Source organism: Roseibium aggregatum IAM 12614, from assembly GCF_000168975.1.
In the GTDB taxonomy this organism is placed as follows: domain Bacteria; phylum Pseudomonadota; class Alphaproteobacteria; order Rhizobiales; family Stappiaceae; genus Roseibium; species Roseibium aggregatum.
On sequence record NZ_AAUW01000020.1, the window covers coordinates 63978 to 85386 of the forward strand.

Consider the following 21409-nt stretch of genomic DNA (forward strand, 5'->3'; position numbering starts at 1 on the left):
ACAGATGGGTTGCCGAGGCAGGCGGCGTACCGCACACTGGCGAACAAGAAACGGGAGGAGCTTGTTGTTGCCATGCGACAGGAAGCCAATGAAAATCAAGAGATGTCAGAGCCGACGGCTCTGGTCTCGCTGCTGCGCATTTCCAGCCATCTGGCCGGCCAGGTGGAAATCCGGGCCGCCCTGAGATCGGTCAAGGCCGAGATCGAGAACCTGCTGCCGATCGATCACCTGGATGTTTGCCTGGTCGATGACAAGGTCACCTGGAACACAAGTTACGAAGTCGGCATCAAGACGCGCTGGAGCCTGTCGCGCACCCCTGTGGTCATCTCGCCCGTGCGCAGCATCCTGCTTGGTGAAACGGACTACATGCTCACCGGCAACGCGATGGAAGACGAACGCTACACCTACGAAGGCGCGCTCGCCCAGCCGATCATCAAGCACAAATTGCGCAGCCGGGTGAATGTTGCCATGAAGGTGCTCGGCCGCACGATCGGCGCGCTGAACTGTTCGTCCTGCACCCCGGATATCTATGACGAGGCAACGGTCGTACGCGTCAGGCAGATTGCCGATGTGCTTGCGCCCTATTTCTATTCCCTGCGCGCCAACGAAAAAGCCAAGCGCGCCGCTGTTGTGCGTGCGGAAGCCCAGGCCCGCGAGGAAGGCCTGCGGCAAGGTGCGCTGGAGCTGACACGGGTTCTCGAACAGGAACGCCAGCGTATCGGCATGGATCTGCACGACCAGACCCTGGCAGATCTGACCCGGATCATGCGGGATGTCGAGAAAATGGATACGGCTGCGGACAAGGCGCGGGTAATCAGCAGCATTCAGCATTGCATCGGCGATCTCCGGCGGATCATCGACACCGCCGTTCCGACGATCCTGGATCTGTTCGGATTTGCCCACGCCTTGCGGATACACCTGGAGCGCGCTGTGGAGGATGTCTCTTCCACGTCCCTTGAAACGCTGGACGAAACCGACGGGTTGATCGATACACTTGATCCCACCATCCGCATCGCCCTGTTTCGCATTGCCCAGGAAGCCATCAACAATGCCGCCCGCCATTCCGGCGCCGACCAGATTGGCGTCACCGTGAAGCGCCTGAAATCCGGCCTGCAGATGACGATCAAGGACAATGGCAAGGGGCTTCCCGGTTCCCGCTTCGGTCGGCAGACCAGCAAGGCAACAGGCGGCATCGCCCATATGCGCACACGGGCCCGGCTGATCGCTGCGGATTTCAGCATGTCGAGCAAGGAGGGCACCACCATTACGGTGAAGCTGCCGCTGACCTGCGCCCCCAGCCAGGAGAATGCACCGCAGACTTTCGAGGAAGAACTGGCATGAAGGTGCTTCTTGTCGAAGACGATCAATTTCATGCCGGGTACCTGAGCGAAGCCCTGCAACTGGCGTTGCCGGACGTGAAGGACATCTTTCACGCGACCAACGGCCTTGAAGGTGAATTGCTGGCGCGCAAGCACTCCATTCAGTCGGTGGTGATGGATCTGCAGATGAAGGAGCGCAACGGCATCGATGCGGCCCGGACGATCTGGCGCGAACGCCCGCAGACACGCATCCTGTTCTGGTCCAACTATTCCGACGAGGCTTATTTGCGCGGCATTGCGCGGATCGTGCCTCAGGAAACTTCCTATGGCTACGTGTTGAAGACCGCCACGCAGGAGCGGCTTCATCTGGCGCTGCGCGGCGTGTTCCTGGAATCCCAGATTGTGGTGGATCAGGAAATCCACCGGGTTCAGCAACGCCACATCCGCACCCACGACACACTCACCGACAGCGAATATGCGGTACTTCTCGACATGGCCCTCGGCCTGTCGGACAAGATCATCGCCGTGCGGCAAGGCTTGTCGCTGCGCACGGTCCAGAACCGATTGTTGTCGCTCTACGACAAACTGGGCGTCGACAATCTTGAAACAGTTCCCGCCGACTTTGCGATCAACAAGCGGACGCGCGCCATCACGCGTGCCCTGAACCTGCGCGCCATCAACGCCGAAAGCCTGGAGAGCGCCGAGCGGGACCTGCAGAAGTGGCTGGATACCTACCACGACCAGATCGAGAAGGTGCGCTGAAGCAGCAGCGCGGCGCATAAGCCTCACCGCGGAACCGGGCGGAGCCTGATGGATAGACCCTGAAGAGTGACCGCGCTCAGAGCCCGGCGATCAATTGCCTGAACTGGGCCCGCGCCATCTCGACCTCACTGCCAAGCCAGGCGCGCAGGTCCCGATATCCTTCCGTGCCGGCATAGGCGGGTGTGGTGACCAGCCAGTATTTCGATCTGGATGCGACAGGCTCACCGACGACCTCCAGAAACCCAGCCTCGATGTCGTTTTCGACTAGAAGTGTCCGTCCGAGCGCGACACCCATGCCGCTGATGGCAGCCTGGATCGCCAGATCCGCCCGGGCGAAGGAGCTGAGAGGCCTTGCCGGCGGTTCCATCCAGTTCCTACCCTTGAAATAGTCGTTCCAACTGAAGCCCGTGCCGTCCGACATGCCTGCCCGGTCGGCAAGAAGGGCAGCCCCCGGCCCGCCAGGGGTCATCTGCCCTTTCAACAGACCGGGCCGGGCAACCGGAACGAGATGTGCGGTCAACAACGCTTCGGCGTGAAAACCGGGATAGGGCCCGGCACCGTAGCGGATTGCTGCCTGGGCTTCGCCCGCGTGCAGGTCAACAAGCCTGTCCTCCACGTCGACCACCAGATCGAGACCAGCGGCCTGTGCACGGTGGAGGGCCGGGATGACCCATTTCATGGCAAGCGAAGACGACACGGACAGGCGGATGGTTCTGGAGGTCCTTACGTCCGCTATCCGGGACAACGCACTATCCCAGACCTCCTGACAGCGCTTGGCGGCGGCGCAGACGATCCGTCCCGCTTCAGTGGGTACGATCCGCCGGGTCGTCCGCTCGAAAAGCCGGATGCCGAGCGCGGCTTCCAGAGACTTGATGCGATGGCTGACAGCCGATTGCTCCAGCCCAAGTGCAACGGCCGCCCGGGAAAAGTTTCCCTCTTCCGCAATGGCGTTGAGCAGCACTGCGTTCAGCATCAGGCGACTTTGCAGGTCGTCCCGCTCATTCATGAATCTCACTCATGTATTCAGGCATTGAAGTAGCAATAATCCGACATCATTCTTGTGTCCAGTTAATGATGGAAAGGTGCATGAAATGAATGGCGCAAAAGAAGTTATTGCCCGCATCGTGAACGGGTTCGTGACCCGCCAGAACGACTCGGACGCCTTTGGCGGGAATCCGGCGGGCGTCGTTCTGGACGCTGACAACCTGTCGGAAGCGGACATGCTGGCTATTGCCGGCAAGATCGGGCTGTCTGAAACAGCCTTCGTGTCGAAATCGGCGACAGAGGGCTTCAAGCTGGACTTCTTCACGCCAAACCGACGGATTGCCCATTGCGGCCATGCGACGATCGCGACCTTCAGCTACATGGCCGAACTGGGCAAGGTGCGGGAGGGTGTAACCTCTAAGGAAACCGTCGATGGCCCCCGAAAGATCGTCATCAAGAACGGTGCGGCCTACATGGAACAGCTCGCCCCGAAATATGAACAGAGCCTCGCCTGGGCCGACCGCGCTGTTAGTGAAGCCGAGGTTCTGGCTTCGCTCGGTCTGAAGGAAGGCGACCTGGATGAGCGCCTGCGACCGGTGCTCGTGAACACAGGCAACAGCTTTGTTGTCGTTGCCGTCCGCGATGCCGCTGTCCTGAATGAGATCGCACCGGACCAGCAGAAGATCAACGACATCAGCACCAGGCTGGACCTGATCGGATACTACGTCTTCACCTCCGATCGGAGCGCGACACAGGCCGACGCCACCACCCGCATGTTCGCACCGCGCTATGCAATCGAAGAGGAATCAGCCACCGGCATGGCAGCAGGTCCCCTCGCCTGCCTGCTTTATGACCTGCTCGACGAGAAGAAATCACGGTTCGTCATTGAACAGGGTCACTTCATGACCCCGGCTTCGCCAAGTGTCATAACCGTTGAGCTGGACCTTGAGGATGGCAACATCACGGGCCTGATGGCGGGTGGTTACGGATCCGTCATGGAGGAAATGATCGTCACGATCTGACGGCAACCGACCGGCAAGGTTTGGCGCACAACGGCCGCCGTTTCAGTTGAAACTCATGTCCAGCAGACGCGTAAAGAAGTTCTGAGCCTTCTCATTGCCGGGTTTGTCCTTTTCAAGCCGGACTGGAAGAAACTCGAGCACGATTTGCCGGGCCGACTGTTTGCCGATGAAGCAGGTACGAATGCGGTAATGCCGTTTGAGGCCGATGTGGCTTTGAACCTGCCACACCCGGCCGGCATCCCAGCCGACCTTGTCGAGGACAAGGGTAAGATCGCGCACATCGTTCGCGCTCATCAACGTGTCGGAAAGCCGCTCGGTGCCGATCTGCCTCGCGGACAGGCCAAGTTCGCCGCGCCCGGCCTTGTTGGCGTATTTGATCCGGCGGGAATCCAGATCGGCAACCAGAATGGGCGTCGGCACCGCATCCAGAACTTCAGAGGCCGAGATCTCCATCGAATGGGCCGCAAGTTCGCCAGCGAAGATGATACCGCCGTTTGGATTGTCGAGCGCCATCGGATGCAGATCGTAAAGGACTTCGACAGGCTCCCCTGCCGCCTGAGGCAGTTTCAGCGTTCCCTGCGCAGCAAGACTGCTTCTTAGGATATCGGTGAATGCCGAAGCGAGCTTCTTGCCGATGTAATTGGGGATCGTTCTGGCATCCCGGCCGATGATCTGCTTGGCGTTACTGATGCCAAAGAGTTTCAGGAACTGGCGATTGGCGGACCGGACCACACCCTTGGTGTCCGTAATCAGCACCGCACTGGCGTTGGAAATGAAGACGTTGGACAGGTTCTCCAGGATGTCCGGCAGTTCCGCGTTGACAGGCGCTTCCGGCAGGCACTCCTTCATCAGTCCGATGATCAGAAACGCCGGTTTGCCTGAAATTCGGGAAGCAACCAGATCATAGGACTTGTAACTGCCATCCGCTTTCATGGTGACGCGGGTGGTCTGGGACAGACCATGCTCGACGGCGTTGGAAATCACCTGCAGAAAGCGGGTTCTGTCCCGTTGAATGTAGAAATGGAGCGCCTTGTGAATCGACAGTTTTGCCAGACGATATCCTCTGACCGACGTCGGATCCGTTCTTTGCCAGCACAGCTCTTCGGCAACAGGGTCATACGCCCAGTAGGAAACACCCATGGCCGTCAGAATGGCGCTCGTTTCCGGGTTGGGAACGAGCTGACGCATGGACCGAATGAGAACGTTGACTTCTGTAGGCATGCTGCGACTTCGTGATTGGCGCCAACTGCATCAGATCATTGAGCAACCCAAAGCTGAAGAAAGGCTGAATCCTTCTAATTGAAACCGGTTCATCGATGCCAAAATGACGAAAAAAGTCCGGTGTCACATCGATTGGCCCGAAAATGCCGCTTATCCGCTTGCAAAAACGAACGTACAGCGGAGCACGATCATTATTTCGAATTATACTTAAGTAGTCCCCCGAATTGAGATCACTTCGCAACACACGTAAAACAAGACCTGCTTTCAAGTGCCCCATCGCCTAAAATCAAAAAAACAAGGCATTGAAACTGCTTGAGCCAATAGCAACGGTGCGCCCAAATGTCTTGCAACGTCAGAATTCTTGAGCCTTTGGACACGAGTCACTGCACGACGCTCGAGGATTTGCAGGAAAAGGGATATACGCTCAGCAGTTATTGCAAGACCTGCAATAATCTTGATAATCTGGAAATTGATTACTGGATTCAAACGCTTGGAAGAGCGTTTCCGCTTTATCTCATCGGAACCAAGATCGATTTGTCCGGCACTGCGCAGTGCCATCCCGAAGCCAGGGTCTGCTGTCTGTCGCGCAGTGCCGATCAAGCGTAAGCGCTAGGGGTGATTTCCCCTTCCAGAAAGCTTCCGCAGCAAGTGCCCCGCCTCAAAGGGCGCATGTACCGGCCAGTGACACGTCACCCGTTTGCGCTGTCGTCACTGCCACCTTCTGCCCTCACTGGCGTCTTGCCGCCTGTTTCCACGTTCTTGCGGAGAGCGCCCAGCATATTTGCTGCATAAGCAGCGTATGGACCGATCCAGCGCTCATGCACCCCGTGGATAGGAAGCGCATCCAGGTGGTTCCATCGTTCCCGCCCACGCCGCTCAACCACCACCAGGCCGGCTTTTTCAAGAACTTTGAGATGCTGCATCACGGTGCAGCGATCCATCTGCGGTATGGCTTCGCACAGATGGCCGGTGGTTTGCGGACCGTTCTTCAAAAGGTCGAGAATGTGTCTGCGGGCCCTGTGGCCTAGCGCCTTGAAAAGCGCGTCATCCTGATCGTCTGTTGACATGTTATAATTATATAACATAATCTCTCTGAGAGGCAATAAGGAACACTGCGATGGACCTCAAATTCACTGTTGGCGGGCGGATATCAAAACCTATCGCTGAGGTGTTTGAAGCTGTCGTCAACCCGGACCAGCTCTCGGAATTCTTCACCACTGGCGGCGCGCGTGGCCGCATCGAGCCAGGAACCGAGGTCACATGGGATTTTCACGACTTTCCCGGCGCCTTCCCTGTGCGGGTGCAGGAAGTGGTGGCAAACGAAAAGATCGTCCTGCAATGGGAAGCAGATGGCGCGCCTGGAACCTGGACGACGGTGACCATCACCTTTCAAGCCCTTGAAGACGGGCGCACTTATGTTCGCATCAGCGAATACGGTTGGCCAGGAACCGACACGGGTTTGAAATCCTGCCTGGGAAATTGCGAAGGCTGGACGGGAATGCTCTGCGCAATGAAGGTCTGGCTCGAACACGGCATCAGGCTTCGGGACGGATTTTATAAATAGGGATCATGCTGCGAGAGGTGGTCAAGGATGGAACCTGGCAAAAACATCGCAATCAAGGTGCCCCTCTACAGGTGGGACGAAACCGTTGCGTTCTACCGGGACAAAGTGGGATTGAAGGTGACGCGGGAACTGGAAAACAGTACCGGATTTTCCTTCGGATCGATGACCTTGTGGATCGACCGGGTGCCGCATCAAAGCCAGACGGACGTGTGGATAGAACTGTTCGACGACGCGCCTGAAACTGCGCTGGCAGCCTTGGGAACTCCCAGACGCGACGAGCTGGAACCGTTGGACGGCGTCACCGGTCACTGGACCTGCGACCCAGCCGGGACCGTCATTCTTCTGCGCAAGAATGCCTGAGGGTCACACAACGCATCAAGGCAGCGGCCATCGCTCCTACGGCAGCGCAAAGGCGGAGAGGCTTCCGTAAGCCGGCAAGCATTGTCGTCTTCCTTCAGGCTGTCATCTCGCACGTGATCCCAGGATGGCCCGCAATCGTTTTGAAGCGGGACGGCCGATTTCAACGACATGGGCATTGGTGGTGAAGTGGATGGTGCTGCGCCCGGATAGCTGCCAGTTGACACGCTGAATCTGTGCGCTGTTCACGATGGTGGAGCGGTCCAGACGGTGAAACGGCGGTGACGGCAGTTTCGTTTCGAAGACGCGCAGCAGTCCGGTTGCCAGATGGTGCTGGCCGTTTTCCAGATATATCCGCGTGTAGTCCCCTTCTGCCCGCAGAAAGGAGACTGCGTCGTAGGAAACGAGGATCGAAGCCGAGCTGGTCTTGAGCTGAAGGCGGTCTGTAACCGCTTCCTGGGCTTGCGCGCCGGATTTATCCGGCGCTGACGGACGGTCCGGCAACCTGTCGCGCAAGCGGCCGATTGCGGTTTCCAGCCGCTCCGGCTTGACCGGTTTGACGAGAAAGTCGAGCGCCGCAACGTCAAAGGCCTCGATTGCATAAAGATCATACGCACTGACGACGATCACGAAGGTTTCGGGCGGCAGATCCGCTGCAAGGTCGAAGCCCTTGCCGTTGGTCAGCTCCACATCCAGGAACACCGCGTCCGGGCGAACCTCCCGCATCAACTGCCGTGCGGATACGAGATCACCCGCTTCCCCGGCAATCGAAACGTCGGAAAAGTCGGCAAGCATGCGCTTGAGCCCGCGCTGGCGGAGGGTTCGTCGTCGACCAGGACTACACGGAAACATGCCGAGACCCTTTCAGCAGGATGCGGGCGATCACGGTTCCCTGATGTTCGCTGAGACTGAATTCATGCTTGTCTGGATAGTGAAGCTGCAGGCGTTTTCTGAGATTTGCATGGCCGATGGACTTTCGCGTCGGATCCGTTTCTGAAATCTCGCCCGAATTGGTAACGGCAATCTCGATGCCGTAGCTGTCCAACTCGCGGATGGTCACCTGGATATCGATCTGGCTGGACTGATGTTTCAACCCGTGCTTGACCGCATTTTCAACCAGCCCCTGAAGCATCATGTGCGGAACAATCGTGTTCCTGACGGATTCATCAACGCTTACAGTGCATTGAAGCTTGTCCTCGAAGCGAATTTCCTGGATCCGCAAATAGGCATTCATCGCCTCCACTTCCTCCGAAAGCGGACAAAGGTCGCGCCGCTGCTGGTTGAGGCAATAGCGCAGGTACCCCGCGATTTCCCGCACCATTTCAAGGGCCGTGTCCGGCCTTTCATGAATTTCCGATGCAACGGAATTCAGCGCATTGAACAGGAAGTGCGGCGCAAGTTGCAGCCGCAATTGTTCAAGTTCCGACCGCGTGGTTTCCGCGAGAGCCTCGCTTTGCCGCAGCCGCGCAATGCGCGCATCGTAATCGGACCTCAGACAGAAATAGGCCAGCATCCAGCCGAGAAGAACAGAGGTGTAAAAAACCACCGGCGTCAAGGGCGTGTTGAAAGGCAGCGCATCGGGAAAGAAGGTGTCACGGATCACCCATGCCACACCCATCTGCATGGTGCCGCCGATGAGCGAGAACGCCGCGGCTGCCAGAAATACCGGTATCGTGATGAGCCGCTGAACTCTACGGAAGAAATAAAGATGCGCCGCGCTTGTGAGCAGAAAGCCGACGGTGTCCATCGAAAGCGTCAACGTGAGAGCGAGCTTGACGTCGGAAAACGTCACCATCCGCGCGAAGAAACCGTAAATGGCGATGAACAGCCAACCGCCGATCTGCAGTTTCCAGAAGAGATGCTCCGTCTCGGGCTGCAGGCTTTCGCCTGAACGAAGCGTGCCTGCTTCTTGCGGGTTTCGAACGACCTCTGTTGTCGCGAAGGTCCCGCGCACCTTGCCCGGATGGGCTTCGTCTAACAGCATGTTTAAGGCGATCTCAGTTGGAAATGACTTTGCTCACTATAGGATAGCCATGTCGGAGCGGCTGACAACTTCATCGAAGATTTCAGCAGGTTCATCGAATTTGCAGTGAAATTCATGAACCGGCAACCATAGTGCCTCCTGAAAAAGATCAAAAATACCGACTGCACATATTTCAAGACAATTGCTTCAGGGAAACGACCATGGGCCGCGGCGTCGTAACCGCAGGAAAAGACCAGGCTTCTCGCCCGTACACCAGGGAAAATAGCCTAAAAAAGTCTCTTATGCTTTCCACCGCTTCCCTGGCAAGTCTTTGCCTTGCGTCCCCAGTGCTGGCGAATTCCCTGTGCGATCAGTCGGGCGATCCGTGGGTCTGCACATTCGATACAAACTCGGATGTCAGTTACGTAGATCTGACCTCTTCCGGCGCTTCCGCCGGAGCGAAGGCCCCTGGGATTACGATCCAGAATGACGGCCAGCAGAACATGGTCATCCCAACAAGCGAAGGGCTTTACGCAAACTGGTATGTCGAATCCAGAGGCGCGGACGGCGAGGACTCCGGCGCGGCCGGGGCAGGCGGAACGGTTACGATCGTCAATCAGAGCAGTCTCGACATTGATGTGTCGGAAGTCAGCCAATTTGCCATGGGCATCTTCGCCCGGTCCAGCGGCGGCGAAGGCGACCAATCCAACGGAGACAACAATTCGAACGGCGGCTCCGGCGGCAATGGAGGCTCGGTTCAGGTCACCAACACAGGCGTCGCAAGCTATTCCGCCGTCGGCTACGCCAACTTCGGATTTGCCATCTTCGTTGCCGAGAGCAACGGTGGAACCGGGGGCAACCAGAACAACAGCATCCTGTCGGACCAATACGGCGGTCAGGGTGGCAGCGGCGGCAGCGTCACTGTCAACAACTCCGCCCCGAGCAATTTCACCGTCGGGTCGAGCACCAACCGTTTCCAGGGCCTTGGAGAAGGCGGCGGGTTCATCGCCAGATCCTTTGGCGGCAGTGGCGGCGACAACAACGGCAATGCCGGTGCCGGTGGAACGGTCACGATCAACAACGCCATGAATGGCGACATCTACTGGGATGTCACCACGATAGACGGCGACGGCCTGTTCGTTCTCTACGGATTGAGTTTAGGCGGTTCTGGCACCGCTTCGACGGACAACAGCGACGATGGCGGCGATGGTGGCAACGGCGGCACTGTGTCGATCACCAACTCTGCAAGGCTGGTTCTCGACGTTACCGGCGGCAGCTACGAACCAAGCGCTGCAATCGGCGCCAAAAGCCTTGGCGGCAAGGGCGGCACCGGCCCCACCAAGGATAGTAGTGGCGGCGATGGCGGCACGGCAGGTTCTGTTTCAGTGTCCCTTCAAAATGGAAAATCCATCGAAACGAGCGGTGCCAATGTGTACGGCGTGCTGGCACAGAGCATCGGCGGTGAAGGGGGCGACGGCGGCGACGGCACGGCTCTCGCCGGCACCGGTGGCGGCGGCGGTTTCGGTGGCGATGCCGGCGCGGTTTCCGTCGCGGTTTCGGGCGGCACCAGCATTGAAACAAGCGGTGCCTTTTCCGCGGCCATCGCGCTGCACTCCATCGGCGGCGGCGGTGGAACGGGGAGCGATTTCCAGAGTGTTCTTGGCGGTCAGAGCGGCAACGGCGGCAATGGCGGCGATGCCGGAAACGTCACCCTCTCGCTTGGCAATGCCACAGTTTCAACGGCTGCGGATCATTCCTTTGGTGTCGTCGCACAGTCGATCGCGGGAAGCGGCGGCACCGGCGGGATCGATGCCTCCACCCTGGTTGGACTGGGCGGCGATGGCGCCGGTGGTGGCGCTGCCGGTACCGTAACGGTCAACTCAAGCGCCGACATCACGACCAACGGCTTCAACTCGCTCGGCATCATCGCCCAGTCGGTCGGCGGTGGCGGCGGTGCCGCCGGCTCTTCCAGCGGGTTTGTCAGCATCGGCGGCAGCGCTGCCGGATCGACAACGTCCAATGGAAGTTACGTCGGCGTTTCGAATACGGACACCGTCAGGACCAAAGGCGCTTCCTCAGCCGGTATTCTGGCGCAATCGATTGGCGGCGGCGGCGGGTCCGGCGGCGACAGCACCGGCACTGTCGGCGTTGGCGGTCAGGGATCGGCTGGCGGAAATGGTGGCACGGTCGCCATTCCGAACATCGGAACCATCGTTACCTCCGGCGGCTATTCGCCGGGCGCCATCTTCCAGTCCATTGGCGGCGGCGGCGGCAACGGCGGCAGCGTGCAAACCCTGTCGACCATCGCCTCCATCGGCGTCGGCGGTTCTGCAGACCTAGGCGGTGACGGCGGCGAAATCTGCGTCGACAACACCGGCGGATGTGTTTACGCCGACCTCTCGTCCCTGGGTGCCGCCACAAGCAACGGCAACGCCAACATCACCACCACCGGCGTATTCGCGCCCGGGTTGATCGCCCAGTCCATCGGCGGCGGTGGCGGCAACGGCGGCAGCGTCAAGAATTTCAGCGTCCTGTCCTTCCTCGCCTTCCAGATGGGTGGCAGCGGCGGTGATGGTGGAGACGGGGGAACCGTTTCCCTGACCCAGAACCAGTTTTACGCCGCGACCTCGGGCGCTCAGTCGACAGCTGTCCTCGCACAGTCCATCGGTGGTGGTGGGGGCACAGGTGGCAGCGCCAATTACTTTGACGCGACCATCGGCTTCAACGCCGCCTTTGTCCTCGGTGGCAGCGGCGGGGCCGGAGGCGACGGAGACGACGTCACGGTCGACCTTTCGAATGGCACCATCGCCACCGGACTTTCCGCGTCGTCCACCTCCAAATACGCCCCCAACAATGCCACCGGCATCCTGGCTCAATCGATTGGTGGCGGTGGCGGCAATGGCGGCTCGACATCCGCCGGCGATTTCCTGGTTGCCGCACCAACCGGCACCGGGGTTCCCCTCGCCTTCAACTATGTGGCAACCGTTGGTGGCAACGGTGGTAATGCGGGAGCCGGCGGCAACGTAACCGTCACCTATGACCAACCCTCCAGGCTCACCACAATCGGCGATGCCTCTCACGGGATCCTGGCCCAATCGGTTGGCGGCGGCGGCGGCAACGGCGGCGACGCGTCCGCGCTGACAGCAACGCTCGGCGACAAGGACACGGTGGAATCCACCGCTACCGTTGCTCTGGGGGGCGGCACCGGCAATGCCCTGAGCGACTTCAATTCGGATTATGCTTTCACGACATCCGGTGGCGGCAATGGTGGGGAAGTCAACGTAACCCTCGGAACCTACGGCTCGTCCTCCAATTCAGGCGGCACCACCGCAACGAAACTGACAAACCTGGCCCCGGAAAGCACGCTCTTTACTTTCGGCGACGGTGCCCATGGCGTTCTGGCCCAATCGATTGGCGGCGGTGGCGGTAACGGCGGCCTGGGCAACAGCAACGCCTATTCGCAAGGTGGTATCGCGTCGCTGGAAGCGAAGATTTCCCTGGGTGGCCAGGGTGGTTCGGGCGGCGATGGCGCTTCCGTCGAGATCCATAACTTTGCCGGCTACACGGTCCAGACGCAGGGATCGGGCTCCAAGGGGCTGGTAGGACAGTCCATTGGTGGCGGTGGCGGCAACTCCCAGGGCGGTACCGTCTACCTTGGCGTTGGTGCCGGCAGTGTCTCCGGCAGTATGAGCCTGGGCGTTGGAGCGATTGGTGGCAGCGGGGGCGACGGCGGCACCATCTACACCGAACAATACGGCCGCATCGAAACCTTCGGCGGCGACGCGGACGGTGTCGTGCTGCAATCCATCGGCGGCGGTGGCGGCATTGGCGGATCGCTCGGCAATGACGCGTCGTCTCACAAGGTTCTTGACGCCATTGGGGCCTTGAAGAAACAGATCAAGCGCCTGTCGGATGCGGGAGCTTCCTATTCGTTCACGGTCGATGTCGGTGGTGGTGGCGGGTCCGGCGGTGACGGCAATCAGGTCAAATATTACCATGATGGCCAGATCATCACGCAAGGTGCCTGGGCGGACGGGGTCGTTCTGCAATCGATTGGCGGCGGCGGCGGTCAGGGCGGCTCATCCACGGCCAGCGGCAGCGAAGTCAGCGCTTCTGTCGAGCTTGCCGTCGGCGGCAGGGGCGGCTCCGGCGGTGACGGTGGTGAAGTCGCCGTCTGGCTGGCTGACGGTGACAACAATTTCATCAACACCGCCGGTTTTGCTGCCACCGGCATGACGATGCAATCCATTGGTGGCGGTGGCGGCCAGGGCGGCGACGGCTCGGACAACCAGACCGGCACACTGGCAATCGGCGGTGACGGCGGCGGCACGGGTGGTGCAGGCGGCGATGGCGGCGAGGTTCACACCTATGACACAAGCGCGGTAACGATCACCACCAGCGGCAACGATGCCACTGCCCTGGTTGCCCAGTCGATCGGCGGTGGCGGCGGGACCGGCGGGGTCGGCAGCAGTGCAGAAACAACCCGTGTCGACGGTAGCGAGCTGAGCGTCTCCGTTGGCGGTTCAGGCGGTGTGGCCGGCAATGGCGGCACAATCGACCTGACGATGGACACGACGATTGCCACCTACGGCAACCGCTCTCACGGCGTTCTGCTCCAGTCCATCGGCGGCGGCGGTGGTTATGGCGTCACCGGTAGCGTCGAAGGCGGGCTTGATCTGGCAATCGGCGGCACGGGCGGTGCGGCGGGCAACGGCGACGCGGTGACTTTCCAGCTAACCGGTGGCGCAGGCATCCAGACCCGCGGTGATGGCGCTTTCGGCCTGGTGGCACAATCCATCGGTGGCGGCGGCGGATTGGCGGGCGATGCGACCGGCGGTTCCATGACCAACGCCACGGCGAACCTGACCTCCGGCGGCGCCAGTGGCAACGGCGGCCAGATCACACTGGATATCGATGCACCGATCTACGTCACGGGGGACGAGGCCATCGGTATTATCGCCCAGTCCATCGGTGGCGGCGGCGGTATATCCGGAACCGGCAACGGAGGCTTGGCGGGCCTCATGTCAACGGACAGCACGGGGACCGCGGGCGCTATCGATCTGGAAATCGCAAGCCAGGTGACTGCCACCGGGTCGCGCTCGTCAGGCGTCTTCGCGCAAAGCCAGGGCGCAGACGGCAACGGCACAATCGGGATCACGGTTGATGGACAAGGCAACGTCCAGGGGGGCACGGATACGGACGCCGCCGCCATCAGGGTCTCCAACGGGCTCAACAACACGCTGGTTCTGAACGACAATGCCATTGTCCAGTCAGGCGCATCGCGCAACGGCACCGACGACACCGGCTCCTATGCGGTCTGGTATACCGGCACGGGCACGACGGCTGACGGGGCAATCCTTGACGTGACCGTCAACGACACCGCGTCCCTTTACGGGGATGTCGTCCTCACCAATGCCAGCGGTGGCAGCGCCGGTACGGTCACCAACAACTCACCCAACACCCTTGCTGACGGCTATCTGTACGATGCAAATGTGGTCAACAACGGCCGCTTCGTGCTGGGCCGCGCACGCGACCCCGGCAAGACCGTGATCACCGGCAACTTCACGCAAAGCGCACAGGGTTTTCTGGTCGCGGACATCGACCTGAACAACTCCGATTCCGATTGGCTGGAAGTGCGCGGCGACGCAACGCTTGCAGGAACACTCGGTCTCAAGACCATCAGCCTTCTGCCGGACAGGAAGACGAAGGTTCTGTCGGTCGGCGGGTCTGTTACAGGCACCCTCACCCCGCAGGACTCTCTCATATTCGATTACCTGTTCAATCCGGAAGGCTCCGACTATTATTTCCAGGTGACCGGCGCCGACTTTACGCCCAACGGCAAGGTGAAGCTCAACCGGGATCAAAAAGCCGTTGCGGAAAACCTTCAGGATATCTGGGATCGCGGCGGCAACAACATCTTCGGCACGTTGTTCGGGGCCATTGCCGATGAGGTCGACAATCAGTCCGGCGACTACGCGGACACCCTGAACCAGCTTCTGCCGCGCACCGGGCTCGCCGCCGTCGTTGAACAGACATTCGAAATGCTATCCTTCGGCGACAGCCTGATGAGTTGCCCCGTCTTCGAAGGCGATGGCGCGGGCACAACCGAGGGCTCCTGTGGCTGGGCACGGGCAACCGGCGGCACAGGCCACCGTGCCGCCATCGGCAATTCGCCGAGCTATAACGCCGACGCGCTGACCTATCAGCTCGGCGGGCAACGGGAAATCGCCCCGGGCTGGTTCATCGGCGGCGCTGCGGCCTTTCAGCAGACTTGGATTTCCCAGGCCTCCGGAACCGTCAAGGGAGACGGCAAGTCGGGTTATCTCGGGGCAAGCCTGAAGCGGGAGATGGGCCCCTGGACCCTTTCGGCCGCGGCTGCCGGCAGTTACGGCAGCACCCGGTTCGATCGCAACCTGTCGATTTCAGACCTTTCCGAAACCATCTCAAGCTCTCCCGACGTGCTGGCAGGCTCCGTCAGGGCACGGATCGCCCGCACGTTTGCGGCAACCAATGTCTACGTCAAACCCTACATCGACTTTGACGCGATCTATTCCAGGGTCGGCAACTACCGGGAAAGCGGAGATTACGGGCTGGAGTTCGACTCCACAGGCCATTGGAATTTCGCCGCAACGCCCTCTGTCGAGTTCGGCAGCCGTCTGCGCTACAAGGACGGCAAGGACCTGCGGGTTTACGGCAAACTCGGCGTCTCGTTTCTGTCCAGCAACGAGTGGCAAACCGATGCCCGCTTCACCAACCGCTCCGGCGGAACCGGGTCTTTCAAGACATCTGTCGAGCATGAAGACCTGTTTGCCACCATTGGCGCCGGTCTGCAGCTCACGTCCATCGAAGGGGTCGACCTGCGGCTTGAGTACAACGGCCGCTTCTCGGAAAAACTGGCCACCAACAGCGGCTCTCTCAGGCTCAGCATTCCCTTCTAGGTCTGTGCGTCCTGGGCTGGCGATGTGACCACCTCAAACGTGACGAGCTTCGCGAGACCTAATGCGAGACGCAGTCAGTGCGACAAGAACAGGGGTACGCTGGTTTGCTCCAGCATTTCCCGGGTTGTGCCTCCCAGAATGTTCTGCCGCAGACGCGAATGGCCGTAGGCTCCCATCACCAGGAGGTTGGCACCCAGTTCGCGCAGGCTGTCGAGAAGAGCCTCAGACACGGCTCTGTCGGCAGACACCACACTTTGAACGTTGACGCCGAGGCCATGGCGGGCAAGCACCGTGGCGATGTCGCTGCCGGGATCTTCGCCGTGATCATTGTCTCCGACGACCGGATCAACCAGCAGCAACGTGATTTCCTCAGCCCCCTTTAGAAAGGGCAGTGCATCTGAAACAGCGCGGGCAGCCTCCCGCCGGGAATTCCAGGCGATGGCCACTTTGGTGCCTATGCGGTCTGACTTGAATACATTGGGCACATAGAGCACAGGCCGGCCGGAATCGAAAAGCGCTCCATCGATTGCATTCTTTTCGATGCTGTTCAGACCGTTTTCGCCGGAACGCAGGACAACGGCCAGATCGCAATAGATGGCGTGGCGCGCGACAAGATTGTCTTCACGGGCCTCTGAAGACAAGACTGGTCTGACATCGAAAGAGATCCCCTCCCGTGTGAGCTGATCCTCAAGCCGGGAAGCAAGGGTGATCAACTCGGTTTTGCGCTGATCGAATTCCTTCGCCCAGATATCGATGTAACCATGACCTCCGGAGCCGTAGAACGGCAGATTCGGAACTTCGCCGATGGGAAGCAGCGTGAGATGGGCGTCAAAAGCTCTGGACACGCCCAGGGCCTTTCCGATGGTATCGGCCGAGACATCGCGTTCCGTGATGGCAAGTATCGTCTTGTAGGTCATCGTTCCAGCTCCCTCACGGACGCCTACCACACGCGCCCTACCTGACATGATCAGTCTATTGTCAGGGAAATCAATGCAGAGGCAAGCTGGTGGTGATTACGTAGGCTGCCGGAGTTATGTTCCCGTGCGGCGTAAGCATTGATCCCGACTTGGCGGGACAAGATGAATCCACAACCAAGTGTCTTTATCGGCTACGGTATGCCTCGTGCGGCGATGCCGCTGTTGAAAACACATTCCTTTGGACCAGACCCGGTTGATCCAAACCAGCATGGACATCCCCTTCGCACAAGACGCCGACGTGCTTGCACAAGAGCTTTCGGTTCAACCGACGACTGGGCTGGCAAACGATGACGTTGCCAAACGCCGCGCGTTGTACGGTCCCAACACATTCCGGAAACTGAAGTCCAAGAGCGCCCTTGCGATCTTTGCCCACCAGTTTGCCAGCATCATCGTCTGGCTTCTGGCTGCTGCCGTCGTCATGTCGCTGCTCCTCAACGACATCGCGGACGCTATCGCGATATCAATCGTCCTTGTTCTGAACGGTGCGATCGGGTTCTTCACCGAGTTGCGCGCAGCCCGGTCGATGGAAGCTCTGCTGCGGATCACAACGACCCATTCCCGCGTGCGCCGAAGTGGCAAGGTTTACGAGGTCGAGGCTACGGAGCTCGTCCCCGGCGATATCGTGATCCTGGAGGCAGGGGATGTCGTCACGGCTGATCTTCGTCTGACTGCCGCTTCGGATCTACATTGCGATGAATCGCTGCTGACTGGAGAAAGCGTTCCGGTCGAAAAACAGACCGCGACGATGCCCGCAGACACGTTGCTTGCTGAACGCCTCAACATGGCCTTCAGCGGAACCGCAGTCACTCAGGGCCTTGGTGAAGGCATTGTTGTGGCAACGGGAATGACCACCGAACTTGGTCGCATCAGCACCCTCGCGCAGGAGGCGGAGGCCGAAGTCTCGCCGTTGGAAAAGCGACTGGACAGGCTGGGGCGGAAGCTGGTCTGGCTGACGGCTGCGCTGGCAATGCTGACCATTCTTGCCGGCATTCTCTGGGGCCATCCGCTGCCGGACATGCTGAAGACCGGGATCGCGCTAGCGGTTGCCGCCATTCCGGAAGGTCTGCCTATCGTGGCCACGCTCTGTCTGGCACGGGGCATGTGGCGCATGGCGGCGCGCAACGCGCTTGTCACGGAGCTCTCGGCTGTTGAAACGCTCGGCGCGACGACGCTCATCCTGACCGACAAGACGGGAACGCTCACCGAAAACCGGATGTCGGCCGCGCGTTATCTTCTCGATGGCACCTCCGTCGACATTCTGCAACAGGACAAGGGCCTTCGCTTTTGTGCGCAAGGCCAGGACATTGCGCCGGCTGCCATGGAACCTCTTTCGGCCGCGCTGAGAATTGGCGCGCTGTGCAACACGGCGGAATATGGAGAAAGCGCCGATGCCACCCGGATCGGTGATCCGATGGAAATATCGCTGCTGGCCACGGCCGCCGCGGCAGGTCTTGCAAGGTCTCAATTGTTGCAGACCCTGACCCCGGCCGGCCAGCATGCCTTCACGCCGCTGCGCAAGATGATGGCAACGGTGCATCACGACGGTGAAGATCACTTCCTCTATGCGGTCAAGGGCGCCCCGGAAGCCGTGCTCGATGCATCGGAGGCCGTTCTTGGTCCTGCCGGCACCCGGCTCTTGACGGATGAGGATCGCGCCTCGTGGCGCAAGCGTCAGTCGGAGGCGGGCCGTCGCGGAGAGCGCCTCCTCGCCCTCGCCTTCAAAACAGCAGCAACACCTTCCGAAGACCCCTATGAGGGACTGACGCTCATCGCCCTGGTCTGTTTTGTCGATCCGTTACGCGACGACGTTCCGACGGCGATCCGGGCAAGCCAGCAGGCAGGTGTACGCGTTGTCATGATGACCGGCGACCATGCGGAAACCGCTGCGAAGATTGCCGAAGATGCGGGCATCGGAACGTCCGGGCTGAAAGTCTTGTCCGGCCGGGACATAAGCGGGTTCGACATGGAGACGGCAACGGCCGAGCAGCGCGCGCAGCTCATGACGACCGATGTCTTCGCGCGGGTGGCCCCGGACACCAAACTGAACCTGGTTTCGCTGTTTCAGAAGGGCGGTCACGTGGTCGCCATGACGGGCGACGGCGTCAACGATGCTCCGGCTCTCAAGAAAGCGGATATAGGCATTGCGATGGGCAAGCGCGGCACTCAGGTCGCCCGCGAAGCTTCCGATATCGTGCTCAAGGACGACGACTTTGCGACGATCATCGCCGCGATGCGCCAGGGCAGGATCATCTTCGAGAACATCCGCAAATTCGTCGTCTATCTGATGTCCTGCAATGTGAGCGAGGTGTTGATTGTCGGCATTGCCGTCGGTGTCGGCCTGCCTGTCCCGCTGTTGCCGCTTCAGATCCTGTTCCTCAATCTCGTCACCGACGTCTTTCCCGCCTTTGCCCTGGGGTTCGGCAAGGGCGATGACGGGGTCATGCAGCGACCACCGAGGGACCCGCGCGAGCCCATTGTCGACCGATCCCGCTGGATTTTGATCGGATATGTCGGTTGCCTGATTACGATCTCGACGCTTTCCGCATTTGCCGTTGCGCTGTTTCTGCTTGGTCTGGAAACCGACAGAGCCATTACGGTGGCCTTCCTCACGCTGGCGCTGTCTCAGCTCTGGAACGTCTTCAACATGCGTGTGGCGGCGGGATCAGTCTGGAAAAGCGATGTGCTGCGTAACGGTTATGTCTGGGGTGCTATTGCCCTGTGCCTGGGGCTGATCGCCCTTGCCATGCTGAACAGGGATCTGGCCGCACTTCTGGCATTGCCCTGGCCGGGACGACTCGGCCTAACGCTGGCGGTTGTGACCAGCTTTGTGCCGCTGGTGTTCGGGCAAGTGTGGATCTGGCTGATGTCGAGGAACTGCGGTTCCAGGTGAGTGGCCGGCCTTCCAGCCGCAGCACTTTGTTGTCGGGAGCAGGTTTGCCGGTGCTTGTTTGTGCCCCGGCAAACCTGCTTTTCCAGGGCCGGATTACATCGGCGGCATGATGACCTTGTCGATCACGTGAATGACGCCGTTATCGGCTGCAACGTCTGCGGTCACGACATTGGCATCGTTGACCATGACGCCGTTATCGAGATCTACCGAGATTTCGCTGCCTTCCACGGTCTTTGCCGTCATTCCATCCGAAAGATCCGTCGACATGACTTTGCCGGCAACCACATGGTACGTCAGGATGGCGACAAGCTTTTCCTTGTTTTCCGGCTTCAGAAGATCGTCGACGGTGCCGGCGGGCAGCGCGGCAAAGGCTTCGTCGGTGGGTGCGAAAACGGTGAAGGGACCGTCGCCTTTCAAGGTGTCAACAAGGCCTGCTGCCTGAACGGCGGCAACGAGCGTACCGAACGAACCTGCATTGACCGCCGTGTCGACGATATCGGCGGCTTTGGCCGGAAGAGACATCACGGATGCTACGAGACCGATTGCAAGATACTTGGCAAATTTCATTTGATCCTCCTTGTCACGTACTCAAACTGGCTTTGCACCAGCGATCCCGATACGTGACCGCGTGAGTGGGAGATCTGCGCAATAGACGGATCTTTGAACACATTAATGTCAGCTTAATTTGATGATCCAAAAGTGATCCAAACCCCGGATAGCGCAATCAGTGATAGGCGCTAAGAACGAACGCATCTCCAGTTGCGACCTGCGCGATATTTCCAGCCGAGACCTGGCATTCAACGTGAAGCGAATTGAGCTTTCATTCGATGAACAGGCTCTTTCACCTGCGGCGTCTCGCAATTTCCCGGTAGAGCGCTTCCGGGCTGACGGCTATCTGCCGGGCGATTTGATGCCACTCCCCTTTCGGCGGCAAGGAGCCGTGCCAGGCAAGCCAGGCGTCCAGCCTGTCTGCCACTGTCTTGAGCGCCAGAATTTCGCTCCTCAAACGGGTGGTCTGGACCTCGCGTGCGAGCTGCGCCGCCCAGGCTTCCGCAAGGTTCGGGTCCGTTCGAAACAACTCCAGAAAACGAGGCTTGGAGATCCCGCGCACCGATGTGTCCGGTCCGGCGACCGCATCGCAGTGATACGTCTCGGCGAAGGCAGAGGCTTCAGCCACGACGGCTCCGACAAAGGCGCGCTGCAGAACGAGAGCGTTGCCTGCGGTCTGATGACGGACAAGCTGTATCTCACCGGCCGTTACCACAAACAGGCTTTCCACCTTTTTGCCCTGGTGGAACAGATACGCTCCGGGCGACAGCCGGCGCTCAAAGGTCCCGGCCGTTCTGAAGAGTGAGGGAATATCCATTAACATGATAGCTATCATGTTCCGATTTGCGCCTCTGCGGCAAGAT

16 protein-coding genes are annotated in these 21409 nt (G+C 59.9%); 7 read left to right on the forward strand and 9 right to left on the reverse strand.

All coding sequences use genetic code 11. The annotated features are described in order from the left end of the window. Positions 1-102: 102 nt before the first annotated feature. Positions 103-1341, forward strand: a complete 1239-nt coding sequence (locus SIAM614_RS23650) for a GAF domain-containing sensor histidine kinase (protein WP_157140038.1) — start codon at positions 103-105, stop codon at positions 1339-1341. Further along, positions 1338-2081: a response regulator transcription factor gene (locus tag SIAM614_RS23655; protein WP_006938475.1), complete on the forward strand. Its 744-nt coding sequence runs from the start codon at positions 1338-1340 to the stop codon at positions 2079-2081. Before SIAM614_RS23650 ends, SIAM614_RS23655 begins: the two co-directional genes overlap by 4 nt. Positions 2082-2157: 76 nt before the next feature. On the opposite strand, the gene SIAM614_RS23660 is transcribed toward SIAM614_RS23655, so the two are convergent. After that, on the reverse strand, positions 2158-3087 hold the full coding sequence (locus SIAM614_RS23660; RefSeq protein ID WP_006938476.1) for a LysR family transcriptional regulator: 930 nt from the start codon (positions 3085-3087) through the stop codon (positions 2158-2160). A gap of 85 nt (positions 3088-3172) precedes the next feature. Here SIAM614_RS23660 and SIAM614_RS23665 point away from each other — a divergent pair, with 85 nt between their 5' ends. After that, positions 3173-4087: a PhzF family phenazine biosynthesis protein gene (locus SIAM614_RS23665; RefSeq protein ID WP_006938477.1), complete on the forward strand. Its 915-nt coding sequence runs from the start codon at positions 3173-3175 to the stop codon at positions 4085-4087. A gap of 42 nt (positions 4088-4129) precedes the next feature. Here SIAM614_RS23665 and SIAM614_RS23670 read toward each other — a convergent pair whose 3' ends face one another. The 3 genes from SIAM614_RS23670 to SIAM614_RS23680 form a co-directional block, all read right to left on the reverse strand. Beyond that, positions 4130-5308, reverse strand: a complete 1179-nt coding sequence (locus SIAM614_RS23670; RefSeq protein WP_006938478.1) for a PAS domain-containing protein — start codon at positions 5306-5308, stop codon at positions 4130-4132. Between the two features lie 264 nt (positions 5309-5572). Then, positions 5573-5866, reverse strand: a complete 294-nt coding sequence (locus SIAM614_RS32150) for a hypothetical protein (RefSeq protein ID WP_157140039.1) — start codon at positions 5864-5866, stop codon at positions 5573-5575. A gap of 131 nt (positions 5867-5997) precedes the next feature. Then, positions 5998-6375: an ArsR/SmtB family transcription factor gene (locus SIAM614_RS23680; protein ID WP_006938480.1), complete on the reverse strand. Its 378-nt coding sequence runs from the start codon at positions 6373-6375 to the stop codon at positions 5998-6000. A 50-nt stretch (positions 6376-6425) separates the two neighbouring features. On the opposite strand from SIAM614_RS23680, the gene SIAM614_RS23685 reads away from it, so the two are divergent. Together SIAM614_RS23685 and SIAM614_RS23690 are read left to right on the forward strand one after the other, a co-directional pair. Next, complete coding sequence (locus SIAM614_RS23685) at positions 6426-6872, forward strand: SRPBCC family protein (protein ID WP_006938481.1); 447 nt, start codon at positions 6426-6428, stop codon at positions 6870-6872. Positions 6873-6899: 27 nt separating this feature from the next. Continuing rightward, positions 6900-7232, forward strand: coding sequence for a hypothetical protein (locus SIAM614_RS23690; protein ID WP_006938482.1), 333 nt, complete (start codon positions 6900-6902; stop codon positions 7230-7232). Between the two features lie 102 nt (positions 7233-7334). On the opposite strand, the gene SIAM614_RS23695 is transcribed toward SIAM614_RS23690, so the two are convergent. Then, entirely contained in the window at positions 7335-8024 is a 690-nt protein-coding gene (locus tag SIAM614_RS23695; RefSeq protein WP_006938483.1) for a LytR/AlgR family response regulator transcription factor, read from the reverse strand. A gap of 43 nt (positions 8025-8067) precedes the next feature. Next, positions 8068-9213: a sensor histidine kinase gene (locus SIAM614_RS23700; RefSeq protein WP_006938484.1), complete on the reverse strand. Its 1146-nt coding sequence runs from the start codon at positions 9211-9213 to the stop codon at positions 8068-8070. Between the two features lie 281 nt (positions 9214-9494). Here SIAM614_RS23700 and SIAM614_RS33345 point away from each other — a divergent pair, with 281 nt between their 5' ends. After that, positions 9495-16130 carry an autotransporter outer membrane beta-barrel domain-containing protein gene (locus SIAM614_RS33345; protein ID WP_006938485.1) on the forward strand — a complete coding sequence of 2212 codons (6636 nt, stop codon included), beginning with the start codon at positions 9495-9497 and terminating at the stop codon, positions 16128-16130. Between the two features lie 74 nt (positions 16131-16204). Here the strand turns inward: SIAM614_RS33345 and SIAM614_RS23710 are convergent, their stop codons facing one another. After that, positions 16205-17047: a universal stress protein gene (locus SIAM614_RS23710; protein WP_006938486.1), complete on the reverse strand. Its 843-nt coding sequence runs from the start codon at positions 17045-17047 to the stop codon at positions 16205-16207. A gap of 253 nt (positions 17048-17300) precedes the next feature. Here SIAM614_RS23710 and SIAM614_RS23715 point away from each other — a divergent pair, with 253 nt between their 5' ends. Further along, entirely contained in the window at positions 17301-19997 is a 2697-nt protein-coding gene (locus SIAM614_RS23715; protein ID WP_229598005.1) for a cation-translocating P-type ATPase, read from the forward strand. A gap of 93 nt (positions 19998-20090) precedes the next feature. Here the strand turns inward: SIAM614_RS23715 and SIAM614_RS23720 are convergent, their stop codons facing one another. Both SIAM614_RS23720 and SIAM614_RS23725 read right to left on the reverse strand, forming a co-directional pair. After that, positions 20091-20564 carry a fasciclin domain-containing protein gene (locus tag SIAM614_RS23720; RefSeq protein WP_006938488.1) on the reverse strand — a complete coding sequence of 158 codons (474 nt, stop codon included), beginning with the start codon at positions 20562-20564 and terminating at the stop codon, positions 20091-20093. A gap of 274 nt (positions 20565-20838) precedes the next feature. Then, complete coding sequence (locus SIAM614_RS23725; protein ID WP_198137388.1) at positions 20839-21369, reverse strand: Crp/Fnr family transcriptional regulator; 531 nt, start codon at positions 21367-21369, stop codon at positions 20839-20841. Positions 21370-21409 lie beyond the last annotated feature (40 nt).